The 12,695-nt window shown below is 63.7% G+C and carries 13 protein-coding genes and 1 riboswitch; of the genes, 2 read left to right on the forward strand and 11 right to left on the reverse strand.

Translation table 11 applies throughout. The annotated features are described in order from the left end of the window. Nucleotides 1–50: 50 nt before the first annotated feature. Genes IF690_RS21645 through cobO form a run of 6 tightly spaced genes read right to left on the reverse strand, consistent with a single transcriptional unit; the run spans nucleotide 51 to nucleotide 5,969 of the window. Nucleotides 51–1,502 (reverse strand): cobyric acid synthase, encoded by a 1,452-nt coding sequence (locus IF690_RS21645; protein WP_202697317.1) that lies wholly within the window; start codon nucleotides 1,500–1,502, stop codon nucleotides 51–53. Further along, complete coding sequence (gene cobD / locus IF690_RS21650) at nucleotides 1,499–2,491, reverse strand: threonine-phosphate decarboxylase CobD (RefSeq protein ID WP_202697318.1); 993 nt, start codon at nucleotides 2,489–2,491, stop codon at nucleotides 1,499–1,501. Before cobD ends, IF690_RS21645 begins: the two co-directional genes overlap by 4 nt. Then, entirely contained in the window at nucleotides 2,484–3,392 is a 909-nt protein-coding gene (gene cbiB / locus IF690_RS21655) for an adenosylcobinamide-phosphate synthase CbiB (protein WP_202697319.1), read from the reverse strand. Before cbiB ends, cobD begins: the two co-directional genes overlap by 8 nt. Next, nucleotides 3,389–4,039: a 5,6-dimethylbenzimidazole synthase gene (gene bluB, locus IF690_RS21660; RefSeq protein WP_202697320.1), complete on the reverse strand. Its 651-nt coding sequence runs from the start codon at nucleotides 4,037–4,039 to the stop codon at nucleotides 3,389–3,391. The genes cbiB and bluB overlap by 4 nt, the downstream gene beginning before the upstream one ends. Continuing rightward, entirely contained in the window at nucleotides 4,036–5,361 is a 1,326-nt protein-coding gene (locus IF690_RS21665; protein WP_202697321.1) for a cobyrinic acid a,c-diamide synthase CobB, read from the reverse strand. The genes bluB and IF690_RS21665 overlap by 4 nt, the downstream gene beginning before the upstream one ends. Beyond that, nucleotides 5,358–5,969 carry a cob(I)yrinic acid a,c-diamide adenosyltransferase gene (gene cobO / locus IF690_RS21670; RefSeq protein ID WP_016702503.1) on the reverse strand — a complete coding sequence of 204 codons (612 nt, stop codon included), beginning with the start codon at nucleotides 5,967–5,969 and terminating at the stop codon, nucleotides 5,358–5,360. The genes IF690_RS21665 and cobO overlap by 4 nt, the downstream gene beginning before the upstream one ends. Before the next feature lie 80 nt (nucleotides 5,970–6,049). Continuing rightward, nucleotides 6,050–6,285, reverse strand: a riboswitch (cobalamin riboswitch). A 171-nt stretch (nucleotides 6,286–6,456) separates the two neighbouring features. Between cobO and IF690_RS21675 the strand changes: the two genes are divergently transcribed. Then, nucleotides 6,457–7,038: a hypothetical protein gene (locus tag IF690_RS21675; RefSeq protein ID WP_202697322.1), complete on the forward strand. Its 582-nt coding sequence runs from the start codon at nucleotides 6,457–6,459 to the stop codon at nucleotides 7,036–7,038. Nucleotides 7,039–7,110: 72 nt separating this feature from the next. Beyond that, complete coding sequence (locus tag IF690_RS21680) at nucleotides 7,111–8,430, forward strand: PQQ-dependent sugar dehydrogenase (RefSeq protein WP_202697323.1); 1,320 nt, start codon at nucleotides 7,111–7,113, stop codon at nucleotides 8,428–8,430. 2 nt (nucleotides 8,431–8,432) lie between these two features. Here IF690_RS21680 and IF690_RS21685 read toward each other — a convergent pair whose 3' ends face one another. The 5 genes from IF690_RS21685 to IF690_RS21705 all read right to left on the reverse strand — a co-directional run bounded on the left by IF690_RS21685 (nucleotide 8,433) and on the right by IF690_RS21705 (nucleotide 12,662). Next, the gene (locus tag IF690_RS21685; RefSeq protein ID WP_202697324.1) at nucleotides 8,433–9,095 is read right to left on the reverse strand and encodes a class I SAM-dependent methyltransferase; all 663 of its coding nucleotides are present in this window, start codon (nucleotides 9,093–9,095) and stop codon (nucleotides 8,433–8,435) included. Nucleotides 9,096–9,124: 29 nt separating this feature from the next. Continuing rightward, entirely contained in the window at nucleotides 9,125–9,658 is a 534-nt protein-coding gene (locus tag IF690_RS21690) for a C40 family peptidase (protein WP_007927778.1), read from the reverse strand. A 165-nt stretch (nucleotides 9,659–9,823) separates the two neighbouring features. Beyond that, on the reverse strand, nucleotides 9,824–10,441 hold the full coding sequence (locus tag IF690_RS21695) for a C40 family peptidase (protein ID WP_202697325.1): 618 nt from the start codon (nucleotides 10,439–10,441) through the stop codon (nucleotides 9,824–9,826). Nucleotides 10,442–10,655: 214 nt separating this feature from the next. Beyond that, nucleotides 10,656–11,360 carry a DnaA regulatory inactivator Hda gene (gene hda / locus IF690_RS21700; protein ID WP_007898944.1) on the reverse strand — a complete coding sequence of 235 codons (705 nt, stop codon included), beginning with the start codon at nucleotides 11,358–11,360 and terminating at the stop codon, nucleotides 10,656–10,658. A gap of 228 nt (nucleotides 11,361–11,588) precedes the next feature. Further along, entirely contained in the window at nucleotides 11,589–12,662 is a 1,074-nt protein-coding gene (locus IF690_RS21705) for an AI-2E family transporter (protein WP_202697326.1), read from the reverse strand. Between the last annotated feature and the right edge of the window lie 33 nt (nucleotides 12,663–12,695).

The raw sequence follows: 12,695 nt of genomic DNA on the forward strand, positions 1-12,695 counted from the left end.
CTTGAATTGAGGTACAGCCACAGCGGCGCCGCCATACCGGCGCCGACGCTCTAAAGCCCGCAAAGCTGGCGCAGGTGCTCGGTGTCCAGATGCTGTTCCACCAGATCGGCCAGGCGCTCGATGTCGCGCTCGCGCAGGGCGTGGTAGTCGACCGCCTGCACCTCGCGCAAACCCGCCCAGCGCAGCAACGCACTACAGCCCGCCGGCGCCTCGAACAGGCCGTGCAGGTAGGTACCGAGAATCTGCCCATCGTCGCTGCGCGCGCCGTCGCAACGACCATCGTCCAGGGTCACAGCGGCCAGCTCCAGCGCAGGTCCCGTCGTGACCCCGGCATGGATCTCATAACCACTGACCTCGGCCTCCTCCAGCGCCAGGCGCCCACGCACGTTGCGCAGTTGTTTCTCTTGTTCCAGCACCGTCTCGAACGCCAGCAACCCCAGCCCGGCACTGGAGCCTGGCGCGCCTTCCAGCCCCAGGGGATCGTGCAACTGCTCGCCGAGCATCTGCAAACCGCCACAGATGCCCAGCAACTTGCCGCCATAGCGCAGGTGCCGGGCGATGGCCCTGTCCCAGCCCTGGGCGCGCAGGTACGCCAGGTCGCTGCGTACGCTTTTCGAGCCGGGCAGGATGATCAGGTCGGCCGGCCCAATCGCCTGGCCCGGACCGATGAATTGCAGGTCCACCTGAGGATGCAGGCGCAGCGGATCGAAGTCGGTGTGATTGCTGATGCGCGGCAACACCGGCACCAGCACTTTCAGCACTTGCTCGGCCTTGTCGGCCTGACGTTGATCGATGCCGTCCTCGGCTTCCAGATGCAGGTCCAGCACGTAGGGCAGCACGCCGATCACCGGTTTGCCGGTACGCGCTTCAAGCCAGTCCAGGCCCGGTTGCAACAAGGCGATATCGCCGCGAAAACGGTTGATGATGAAACCTTTGACCCGCGCCTGCTCGCTGGGCGACAACAGCTCCAGGGTGCCCACCAGATGGGCGAAAACCCCGCCACGGTTGATGTCGGCGACCAACAGCACCGGGCAGTCCACCGCTTCGGCAAAGCCCATGTTGGCGATGTCGCCGGCCCGCAGATTGATCTCCGCCGGCGAGCCTGCGCCCTCCACCATCACCACCGGATAGGCCGCGCTCAGGCGCCGGTGAGAGGCCAGCACCGCTTGCATGGCGATGGCCTTGTAGTCGTGATAGGCCACCGCGTTCATGGTGGTCACCGCGCGACCGTGAATGATCACCTGGGCCCCGGTGTCGCTATTGGGCTTGAGCAGCACCGGGTTCATGTCGGTGTGCGGCGCCAGGTACGCGGCCTGGGCCTGCACCGCCTGGGCGCGGCCGATCTCGCCGCCGTCGGCGGTCACCGCGCTGTTGAGCGCCATGTTCTGCGGCTTGAAGGGCACGACGCTGACGCCCTGGCGCGTCAGCCAGCGGCAGAGGGCCGTCACCAGGGTGCTTTTACCGGCATCGGAAGTGGTGCCCTGCACCATCAGGGTGGTCATGGATGTTCCTTGGCGTAGGCGACGAAGGCCTGTTCGAGACGCGACCAGTCGGCTTCGTCGGCCGGCAGGCCAAAGCGCAGGCTGCTGTTATGGGTGAACAACCGCAGCAGGATGCCCCGGCGCGCCATGAACTCATGCAACCGCTCGGCGCGATCGGTGATCAGCCATTGGAACAGCGCACAACCACCCTGGGGTTTCAGGCCGTGGCGCTCGAGCAGGTGCGCCAAACGCAGGCTCGCCACTTCGCTGCGCAGCCGTTGCCGTGCATGGCCTTGGCTGTCACGCAGGCACACCTGGCCCAGCACCCGGGTCGGTCCGCTGACGGCCCAGGGGCCGACCTGTTCGGCCAGCAGCTTGAGCAACTTGCGTTCGGCCAGGACGAAGCCCAGGCGCACACCGGCCAGGCCGAAAAACTTGCCGAAGGAGCGCAGGACGATCAACCCTACCTGATCGGCCTGGGCCGCCAGGCTCAACTGGGGAGTGTTGTCCATGAAGGCTTCGTCGACCACCAGCCAGCCACCGCGCTGCGCCAGGCGAGCATGCCAGTCCAGCAGGCGCTCCGGGGTCAGGCTCAGGCCCGTGGGGTTATTCGGGTTGACCACCACCAGCACGTCCAGGCTGTCGAGGAAAAAGTCCACTTCCTGCTCCAGCACTTCACGCACGATGTAGCCGCTGCGGCGCCAGGCTTCGGCGTGTTCGGCATAACAGGGCGACAGCACGCCGACCTTGCCGGCGCGGCGCAAACGCGGAAGCAGCTGGATCGCCGCCTGGGAGCCAGGCACCGGCAACACATGGGCGGCGCCGTAGTAGTCGCGGGCGGCCTGCTCCAGGCCATCGTCGGTTTCCGGCAGGCGCGCCCAGGCCCGCATGCCGATCTCGGGAATCGGCCACGGCCAGGGCGCCAGGCCGCTGGACAGGTCCAGCCAGTCGGCCTCGGCGATGCCGTATTGCTCGGCCGCCTTGCGCAGGCGACCACCGTGCTCAAGCATAGAACTCAGCCCCCACGCAGAGAATCAGCAGCCATAACCAGACCCCGCGCTGTACCAGTTGCCAGCCGCGATCGATGGACGAAGCATCGGCCGCCACGCCCTCGCCCAACTGCGGCCGCTGGTGCAGTTCGCCGTGATAGATCGCCGCGCCGCCCAGCTCGACACCCAGGGCCCCGGCCCCGGCCGCCATCACCGGCCCGGCGTTCGGGCTGTCCCAGGTCGGCCCCTGGCGGCGCCAGCATTTCAGCGCCAGGCGGGTCTTGCCCAGCAGCGCGTAAGTCAGGGCCACCAGGCGGGCCGGAATATAGTTGAGCAGGTCGTCGATCTTCGCCGCCGCCCAGCCGAAACGCTCGAAACGCTCATTACGATAGCCCCACATCGCATCCAGGGTATTGCTCAGGCGATAGAGCACCACGCCCGGCGCGCCGGCCACGGCAAACCAGAACAGGGCGGCAAACACCGCGTCGCTGCCGTTCTCCAGCACCGACTCAGTGGCGGCGCGGGCAACTTCGGTGGCATCCAGTTCGCTGGTCTGGCGACTGACCAGATAACCGACCCGCTGCCGCGCCAGATCCAGGTCGTCGCCGCGCAAGGCCTGGGCCACCGGTTCGACATGCTCGCCAAGGCTACGCAGGCCGAGGGCGCAGTACAGCGCCAGGATCTCGAACAGCCAGCCGATATAGGGCAGCCAGGAAAACAGCGTTGCCAGCAGGGTCAACGGCAGCACCGCGATGACCCAGGCGGTGACCCCATGACTGCGCCAGCCGCGACCGCCGGAGTTGAAACGTTGCTCGATGCGGTCGGCAAAACGGCCGAACGCCACCAGCGGATGCCAGCGTTTGGGTTCGCCCAGCAACGCGTCCAGCGCCACCCCGGCGACACTCAGCAACGCCACACTCATTGACTCACTCCCCAGTAGTTTTCATACAGCAATTCATTCAGTGGGCGCTCTTGCGCCCAGCCTTCGAGCACCAGCATCGGGGCCGGGTAAAACTCGCCGACCGGGCCCAGGCACAACACCGCCAGCGGCTTGGCTCCGGCCGGCAGGCCCAGCAGCTCGGCCAGGGCAACAGGCTCGAACAGCGACACCCAGCCCATGCCCAGCCCTTCGGCCCGGGCCGCCAGCCACAGGTTCTGAATGGCGCAGGAGAGCGAGGCCAGGTCCATTTCCGGCAAGGTGCGCCGGCCAAAAATATGCCGCTCACGGTCGTCCATCAGCGCCGCCACCAGGACCTCGGCGCAGTCATTGATACCTTCGACCTTGAGCTTCATGAACTCATCGGAGCGTTCACCCAAGGCCTCGGCAGTGCGCACCCGCTCCTCTTCCACCAGTTGCTGGATCTGCCCGCGCAACGGCCGGTCGCTGATACGGATGAAACGCCAGGGCTGCATCAGGCCGACGCTGGGCGCCTGGTGCGCCGCCTCCAGCAGGCGACGCAGGACCTGCGGCTCGACCTTGCCGCCGACGAAGTGGCGCATGTCACGACGCTCGGCGATCGCGCGATAGACCGCGTCGCGCTCGGCCACGGAAAAGGCGTTGTCGGTCATGGGCACCGCGCGAGCACGCTCGCTCCTGCCGGCGCCAGCAGGGCCGCCACCGCTTCGGGGTTGGACGGAAAATAGAAATGCACATAAGAGGCGGTCATCCGCCCTTCGCGGTAAACCGCTTCCGCGCCGCGCCCACCATTCGGGCTCAGGCCGCGGGCGATCGGCGCAAGCTCGGTGCTGGTCAACGAATGATGGTAGGTATGGCCGCGCAACGAACCTTCCGGCAACTCCACCGCCTGCAAGGCCAGGGCCGCCAGGCGCTTTTGCATCACCGCATCGCCGGGCAACAGGCCCAGCAGTTCGGCGCGCTCGCCGTCGACGTCGGTCAGGGAGTCCAGCAGATACAACATGCCGCCGCACTCGGCGAGCAAGGGTTTGCCGGCAGCGTGATGCGCGCGGATCGCGCTGAGCATCGAGCCGTTCGCCGCCAGCGCCCGGTGATGCAACTCCGGGTAACCGCCCGGCAGGTACAGGCTGTCCGCCTTGGGCAGTACCGCGTCATGGATTGGCGAGAAAAAGTCCAGCTCGGCGCCCATGGCCCGCAGCAGATCCAGGCTCGCGCCATAGGTAAAGGCAAAGGCTTCGTCGCGGGCCACGGCAATACGCACGCCGGCCAACAGCGGCTCGACGGCAACCGCCTGGGGAGCGGCAAACGCCACGGCCGGTGGCAAGGCCACTTCGCAGCTGTCAGCCAGGGCTGCCGCGGCGGCGTCGAGACGCAGATCCAGATCGTTGAGTTCGCTGGCCTGCACCAGCCCCAGATGGCGGCTGGGCAGTTCGATGCCGGTTTCCCGGGATAGCGCGCCGTACCAGCGCAGGCCCTCGGTCAGGCTGCCTTCGAGCAACTGCGCATGACGCAGGGTGCCGACCCGGTTGGCCAGTACGCCGGCGAACGGCAGGTCCGGCTGATAACGCGCCAGCCCCAGCGCCAGGGCGCCGAAGGTCTGGGCCATGGCGGTGCCATCGATCACCGCGAGCACCGGAACCCCGAAATGCCGCGCCAGGTCGGCGCTGGACGGCGTGCCGTCGAACAGCCCCATCACGCCTTCGATCAGGATCAGGTCCGCCTCGCCGGCGGCCTCCCACAGCAGGCGCCGGCTTTCCTGCTCGCCGACCATCCACAGGTCCAGCTGATACACCGGCGCGCCACTGGCGCGTTCGAGGATCATCGGGTCGAGAAAATCCGGGCCGCACTTGAATACGCGCACCTTGCGTCCCTGATTGCGATGCAGGCGGGCGAGCGCGGCGGTCACGGTGGTCTTGCCCTGACCGGAAGCCGGCGCGGCAATCAATACCGCCGGGCAATGACGGGCATCACTCACAGTTCGACGCCTTTCTGCGCCTTGATCCCGGCCTGGAAGGCATGCTTGACCATGCCCATTTCGGTGACGGTGTCGGCCAGCTCGATCATCTCCGGCTTGGCGCCACGCCCGGTGACCACCACATGCTGCATCGGCGGTCGGGCCTGCAGGTCGCTGAGCACCTGGTCCAGGTCCAGATAGCCGTGCTTGAGGGCGATGTTCAATTCGTCGAGCACCACCAGGCCGATCTTCGGGTCGCTCAGCAGTTCGCGGGAAACCGCCCAGGCCGCTTCGGCGGCGGCGATGTCGCGCTGGCGGTCCTGGGTTTCCCAGGTGAAACCTTCGCCCATGACATGGAAACGCACCTGCTCCGGAAAGCGCCGGAAGAACAACTCCTCGCCGGTGCTGTTGCGGCCCTTGATGAACTGCACCACGCCGCACTGCATGCCGTGGCCCATGGCCCGCGCGAGCATGCCGAAGGCCGAGCTGCTTTTGCCTTTGCCATTGCCGGTCAGCACCAGCAGCAAGCCGCATTCGTTCGGCGAGTTGGCGATGCGTTCATCGATCACGGCTTTTTTGCGCAACATGCGCGCCAGATGGCGTTCGTCGCGATCAGGGGATTCAGTCATGGGGCAGCTCTCCGTTGGGGCTGGATAACGGGGGGCAGGAATAGGAATAGACGGCGCAAGCCTGGCATCGCCCACCGTGATGCCGTTGGATGGATCAGGCCGGTCTCCGGGCTTGTGAGTGGCTGGGATGCCCAACTGCGCGCCTTCCCATGTCGACAGTCGACACAGTGGCATCAGGCGCAGTCTTGACTCACTTACCGTTGCGGGGGCAGCGCCGGAATCGTCGTGCGTGCGCCTTCGGCACGCATACTCACCGGCTTCCCTGTTTCACTCTGTCGACCTGCGGCCACAGAGCACCTGAAACAAGTCGCGAAGGTTAGAGGGTTGGGGGTGGAGCGTCAATTAAAGCCGGGGCCCGGCAGATCGACGAATGGCTGCCATATCGGAAAAATGACGCCAATCTTGTGCCACACTCAACGCAGTGATATCAAATAGCCATAATCGCGTTAAAAAACTCCAACATCTCAACAATAATAGGAAAAGTCCGATGCAAGGCATGATCATCAGCAATCCGAAACTGGAATTCCTGCGCCCTGCCCTGGAACGCTGGTTCGATTGCATCGACCGCTACAACGCCGTGCGCGGCGATAACGAAAGCCCTTACTGGTTCGACGAAAAAGCCAACCTGGGATTGCTCTCGGCAGCGGCCTGGATGGCGGAGATGGTCACCCTGGAACACACACCGAGCAAAAAACAGGTGGAAGAAGGCGACCGCAGCGGCCGCACCGACCTGTACATCGCCACGCAGGAGGAACGTGTCTACATCCAGACCGCCCAGCGCTGGCCCCGGGTCAACAGCCTGCACCTGACCCAACCGTTGCTGGATGCCGCCAGCGACGCGAAAAAAGCCAGCTACCCCAGCGACCTGAAACTCGGCTGCCTGTTCGTCACGCCGCAGAAAACCCAGCACAGCGCCACCCCGGAAGAACTGCAGGACATGGTCGACGACCTGCAAAAGGAACACTGCTGCGCCGTGGCCTGGTACTTCCCCTACGCGTACCGCAAATTGCGCAACGAAGCCGGCAACTATCACCCCGGCGTTGCCGTGCTGTTCAAGGAAGCACGCTGAGCAGGTGGAACCATCGTCCATCTGTGCTTCTCTATGACTACACCGACTTCGTGCATTCATAGGGAAATCAGCATGCTCAAGCCTCGATACGCCATCCTTGTCGCCGTCGCCGCAGGCCTTGCCGCCTGTGGCGAAAGCTCCACCCTCCAGGTCTCCGAGGGCACCGGCCCCTCGCCGAAACTGCCCGAACCGAACAAGACCCTGTTCCCGACCGTGAACATCGCGCCCGCGATCGGCTGGCCGCAAGGCGCCAAACCGGTGGCCGCCGCCGGCACTCAGGTCGCCGCATTCGCCGAAGGCCTGGAACATCCGCGCTGGTTGTACGTACTGCCCAACGGCGACGTACTGGTGGCGGAGACCAACGCCCCACCCTCCCCCGATGACAGCAAAGGTATTCGTGGCTGGATAGCCAGCAAGATCATGAGCCGTGCCGGTGCCGGCGTGCCCAGCCCGAACCGCATCACCCTGCTGCGAGACAAGGATCACGACGGCGTGGCGGAAACCCGCACGGTGTTCCTGGAAAACCTCAACTCGCCGTTCGGCATGACCCTGGTGGGCAATGACCTGTACGTCGCCGACACCGATCGCCTGTTGCGCTTCCCCTACAAGGACGGCGACACCAAGATCAGCGCCCAGCCGGCCAAGGTGGTCGACCTGCCTGGCGGCAAGCTGAACCACCACTGGACCAAAAACGTGATTGCCAGCAAGGACGGCAGCAAGCTGTACGTCACGGTCGGCTCCAACAGCAACGTCGGCGAAAACGGCATGGACCAGGAAGAAGGTCGCGCCGCCATCTGGGAAGTCGAGCGCGCCACCGGCAAGCAACGGATTTTCGCCTCAGGCCTGCGCAACCCCAACGGCATGGCCTGGGAACCGCAAAGTGGCCAGCTGTGGACCGCGGTCAACGAGCGCGACGAGATCGGCAGCGACCTGGTGCCGGACTACATCACCTCGGTCAAGGACGGCGCCTTCTACGGCTGGCCATTCAGCTACTACGGCCAGCATGTGGACGTACGAGTCACTCCGCAGAACCCGGACCTGGTGGCCAAGGCCATCGCTCCGGATTATGCCGTCGGCCCGCATACCGCCTCCCTGGGCCTGGCATTCGCCGAAGGCAGCAAGCTGCCGGCGCCGTTCACCCAAGGCGTGTTCATCGGCCAGCATGGTTCGTGGAATCGCAGGCCCCACAGCGGCTACAAAGTGATCTTCGTGCCCTTCGCCAATGGCAAGCCGGTGGGTCAACCGGTGGACGTCCTGACCGGTTTCCTCAGCGCCGACGAGAAAGCCATGGGCCGACCGGTCGGCGTAGTGATCGACAAGCAAGGGGATCTGCTGGTGGCCGACGATGTCGGCAATAAAATCTGGCGTGTGTCAGCAGCCAAGGCGCAATAGGTTCAGCGCTTGCGGCACAGGGTCAAGCCATCGCCCAGGGGCAGCAGCGACAGGTCGACACGCGGGTCATCCTTCAAGGCACGATTGAGTGCCTGGATGGCCCGAGTGTCTTCGCTCTGGGGGTTCTCCTCCAGCACTCGACCGCTCCACAGCGTGTTATCGAACACCGCCAGCCCACCCACGCGCAACAGGCGCAGGGCACTTTCCAGATAGGCCGGGTAATTGGCCTTGTCGGCGTCGATGAAAACCAGGTCGAAACCACCCTTGCCCTCCTCCCGCTCAATGCTGGCCAAGGTCTCCAAGGCCGGCGCCAGACGCAGCTCGATCCGCCCGGCGACACCCGCTTCCTGCCAGTAGCGCAGCGCAGTGGCGTTGTAGTCGCCCGGAATGTCACAGCAGATCAACCGGCCGTCGTCCGGTAAGGCCGCGGCCATGGACAAGGCGCTGTAGCCGGTGAAAGTCCCCACCTCCAGCACACGTCTGGCGCCGATAAGCCTTACCAGCAAGGCGAGGAACTGCCCCTGCTCGGGCGCCACCTGCCAACGCGCCATGGGCAGCGCCTGGGTTTCGTCGCGCAGACGGCGCAGCAGCGGCGTTTCGCGCAGGGAAACGTCGAGCAGGTAGTGATAGAGGGCGTCGTCGAGGTTGAGGGTACGAGCAGTCATGGCAACCTCGACGCAGAGATAGGAAGAACCTAAGGGTTGTGTGCCAGATGCTCTGGCTGCAGCACGCGCTTGGCGCTCAGGTAGGCTTTTTGCCAATAGGCCTTGGACAGGCTGTCCAGCTTCACCGTACCGCCAGTGGCCGGCGCATGCACGAAACGGCCTTCGCCGACATAGATGCCCGCGTGGCTGACCTGAGAACCGCCATTGGTGGCAAAAAATATCAGGTCACCGGTCTGCAAGGCGTTCTTGCCGACATTCGGTGCACGCATGCCGATCATTTCGCGGGTCGAGCGCGGCAGCGAGATACCGGCCGCATCACGATAGACGTAGCCGATCAGGCCACTGCAATCGAAACCGGAATCCGGTGTGTTGCCGCCCCAGCGATAAGGCGTGCCCACCAGGCCCAACGCACGGAACAGCACGTCTTCGGCAGCTGGCGAGAAGGTCTGGGGAGTATTGAACACGGGAGCACGTACCACAGGCGCAGGGGGCGGGGTACGGCTGGCGCACGCGCTGAGCAGCGCGGCGAGAACGATCAATGCGAGGCGGGCCGACGTCGACATATGCAGAACAATCCTGATCTGGATGCGGCTTTCTCTGCCGTGAGGCCGAAAACAAAACCGCGTAAGCAGGGCTTACGCGGTTAGTTTTCAACAATAGATCAGGATTCTAGCGTCTACGCGCCAAACTTCAAGTAAGACTTTAACTTCACCTTACAAAAAGTCCGCTTACTTGCGCGCAGTGACCACCGTCGGGGCCATCGCGAGGGCGCGTTTGGCTTCGATGAAGGTCTTGCTCCAGTAGCTGTCGCCCAGGCTGTCTACTCGCACACCACCGCTGCGGCGGCTGCTGGAATGGATGAACTGGTCATCGCCCAGGTAGATGCCGGCGTGGCTTACGCGACCGCGGCGGCCATTGGTGGCGAAGAACAACAGATCGCCCGGCTGCAGCTTGTTACGTGCAACCAGCGGAGCGTCGACGTTGATCATTTCACGGGTGGAGCGCGGCAGATTCATGCCGGCTTCTTCCCGGAACAGGTAGCCGATGAAACCGCTGCAATCGAAACCGGCTTCAGAGGTACCGCCGAAACGGTAACGGGTACCGATCAGGGACATGCCGCGTTCGAGAATGCTGTCAGCCAGTACTGGCAGCTGATAAGGCTTGCTGTCAGCAAACTCGGCGAGTTCTTTTTCGGTTGCCAGCTCTTCCTGGAAAAGAGCGGAAGACTGGGCTTTTGAAGAGTTTTGAACCTGTTGCTCTTGCTGGCTCACCGGAGAGTGGGTGGCGCAACCAAACAACAGGGTGACAAGTGCAAGAGGCACGAGGGGTGCGAAGCGCTTTAGCATGGGCACGACCGTGGCTTAAAGTTATAAAGAAGCCGCGACTATGCCTTCTATCGCTCTAATTTGCAAATTCAATCGATTGAAATGTGACTTATCGGTTTCCACTCAACATCTAAGGCCTTAAGCCCATTTTAAACGCACACGCCTCTGGAACCGCTTCCGGATGCGGGTTTTCTGGCGCCTGGAATATGCCAAAAAGCCACTACCGCCCTCGGTTTTACCAGCCCAAGGTTTCTTTGAGAAAGGGAATGGTGAGCTTGCGCTGCGCCTGCAAAGACGCCTGGTCGAGGCGCTCCAACAGTTCGAACAAGGCGCTCATGCTGCGGGTACCGCGGGTCAGGATAAAGTGCCCGACTTCGTCGGTCAGGTGCAGCCCGCGACGCGAGGCGCGCAATTGCAATGCACGCAATTTGTCTTCATCGGAGAGCGGGCGCATCTGGAAGATCAGCGCCAGGGTCAGGCGGGACTTGAGGTCCGCCAGCTTCACCGGCAGCTCCCGGGGAGAGGTCGAAGCCGCGATCAACAGCCGCCGGCCACTGTCACGCAGGCGGTTGAACAGGTGAAACAGCGCCTCTTCCCAGTCCGCCTTGCCCGCCACCGCTTGCAAGTCGTCCAGGCAGACCAGTTCGTACTGCTCCAGGTTGTCGAGGATTTCGATGCCGCGATCCAGTAATTCCGCCAGGGGCAGATAGACCGCTGGCTCCCCCAACTGCTCGAACCGCAAGCAGGCCGCCTGCAGCAAGTGCGTACGCCCTACCCCATCCTTGCCCCAGAGGTAGATCAGGCTTTCGGTCCAGCCGGCGTCGGCTTCGCAAAGCCGCTCGACATAGCCGAGTGCAGCGGCATTGGCGCCTGGGTAGTAGTTGATGAAGGTGGCGTCATCACGCAGACGCACACCTAGGGGCAGCTGAATCGGTTTCATGCTGACTGAACAGTTCCAAACGAACCGTTAGTGGCCTCTGTGTAAAGTTTGCAAAGTTTATACCCGTGACGCCGGGCGCACAATGCAACAGACCACAAGCAAAATCAAAGGTTTGCGTTAGCCTGATGAAATCACGGGGGGTTCTTTGACGGTGGATGTGACAGCTGTAAAGACTCTCGCAGGCACCCGCCCGAAACGCGGGCACCCCGAAAGCATTAACAATGGGCGTTACTGCTCGGACTCCTCTACACCGCTATAGATATCCGAATCCTTGTACAAGTCGTGCACGTGGCGCACCAGCACCATGATCACCGCGGCCACCGGCAAGGCCAGCAGGATACCGGTGAAACCGAACAACTCGCCCCCGGCGAGAATCGCGAAGATCACCGCCACCGGGTGCAGGCCGATCCGGTCCCCCACCAGCAAGGGGGTCAGCACCATGCCTTCCAGGGCCTGGCCAACCATGAACACCACCACGATGCCGATCATCGGGTACAGGTCGCCGCCGAACTGGAACAGCCCGGCAATCAGCGCCGCGCCGATACCAATGACAAACCCCATGTACGGCACAATGGCCGCCAGGCCGGCAATCAGGCCGATCAGCAGCCCCAGCTCCAACCCGACCAGCATCAGGCCGGCGGCATAGATCATTCCCAGGGCGACCATCACCAGCAGCTGACCACGGACGAACGCCCCCAGCACTTCATGGCACTCCCCCGCCAGCGCCACCACTCGCTCTTCGCGATCACGAGGCAACAGGCTGCGGATCTTCGCCATCATCAGGTCCCAGTCGCGCAGCAGGTAAAAACTGACCACCGGAATCAGCACCAGGTTGGCCAGCCAGCCGATCAGCGCCAGGCTGGAGGCCGTTGCCTGGCTCAGGACCACACCGACAATATCGGTGGTCTGCCCCATGTGCTCGCTGATCGCCGCCTTGACCTTGTCGAACTTCCAGAAACCATCGGACAAGCCCAGCTTGGACTGCGCCCAAGGCATCGCCGTGTGCTGCAACCAATCGAGCATCTGCGGCGCCAGTTCGTACAGGCGCAGCAGTTGCTTGGCGAGCATAGGCACCAGCACCAGCAGCAACGCCATGACGATCAGGGTGAACAGGGCAAATACCGCCACCACGCCCCAGGTGCGCGACAAGCCGAGCTTTTCCAGGCGGTCCACCAGAGGATCGAACAGATAGGCCAGCAACAAGGCCACCAGGAACGGCGTCAGGATCGGATGCAACAGGTACACAAAACCACCGAGCAGGACCAACCCACCCAACCAGACCCATCGACGCGTATCAGCCATGAACCACTCCATTGCTTCTATATAAAGAAAGAA

This window comes from Pseudomonas sp. SK3(2021) (genome assembly GCF_016772375.1).
In the GTDB taxonomy this organism is placed as follows: domain Bacteria; phylum Pseudomonadota; class Gammaproteobacteria; order Pseudomonadales; family Pseudomonadaceae; genus Aquipseudomonas; species Aquipseudomonas chlororaphis_I.

What these genes read in the sequence shown, in the direction of transcription:
- IF690_RS21675 (WP_202697322.1), top strand. Translation starts at nt 6,457, where the DNA reads ATGCAAGGCATGATCATCAGCAATCCGAAACTGGAATTCCTGCGCCCT.
- hda (WP_007898944.1), bottom strand. Translation starts at nt 11,360, where the DNA reads ATGAAACCGATTCAGCTGCCCCTAGGTGTGCGTCTGCGTGATGACGCC.
- IF690_RS21680 (WP_202697323.1), top strand. Translation starts at nt 7,111, where the DNA reads ATGCTCAAGCCTCGATACGCCATCCTTGTCGCCGTCGCCGCAGGCCTT.
- IF690_RS21695 (WP_202697325.1), bottom strand. Translation starts at nt 10,441, where the DNA reads ATGCTAAAGCGCTTCGCACCCCTCGTGCCTCTTGCACTTGTCACCCTG.
- IF690_RS21705 (WP_202697326.1), bottom strand. Translation starts at nt 12,662, where the DNA reads ATGGCTGATACGCGTCGATGGGTCTGGTTGGGTGGGTTGGTCCTGCTC.
- IF690_RS21690 (WP_007927778.1), bottom strand. Translation starts at nt 9,658, where the DNA reads ATGTCGACGTCGGCCCGCCTCGCATTGATCGTTCTCGCCGCGCTGCTC.
- cbiB (WP_202697319.1), bottom strand. Translation starts at nt 3,392, where the DNA reads ATGAGTGTGGCGTTGCTGAGTGTCGCCGGGGTGGCGCTGGACGCGTTG.
- IF690_RS21685 (WP_202697324.1), bottom strand. Translation starts at nt 9,095, where the DNA reads ATGACTGCTCGTACCCTCAACCTCGACGACGCCCTCTATCACTACCTG.
- cobO (WP_016702503.1), bottom strand. Translation starts at nt 5,969, where the DNA reads ATGACTGAATCCCCTGATCGCGACGAACGCCATCTGGCGCGCATGTTG.
- IF690_RS21645 (WP_202697317.1), bottom strand. Translation starts at nt 1,502, where the DNA reads ATGACCACCCTGATGGTGCAGGGCACCACTTCCGATGCCGGTAAAAGC.
- bluB (WP_202697320.1), bottom strand. Translation starts at nt 4,039, where the DNA reads ATGACCGACAACGCCTTTTCCGTGGCCGAGCGCGACGCGGTCTATCGC.
- cobD (WP_202697318.1), bottom strand. Translation starts at nt 2,491, where the DNA reads ATGCTTGAGCACGGTGGTCGCCTGCGCAAGGCGGCCGAGCAATACGGC.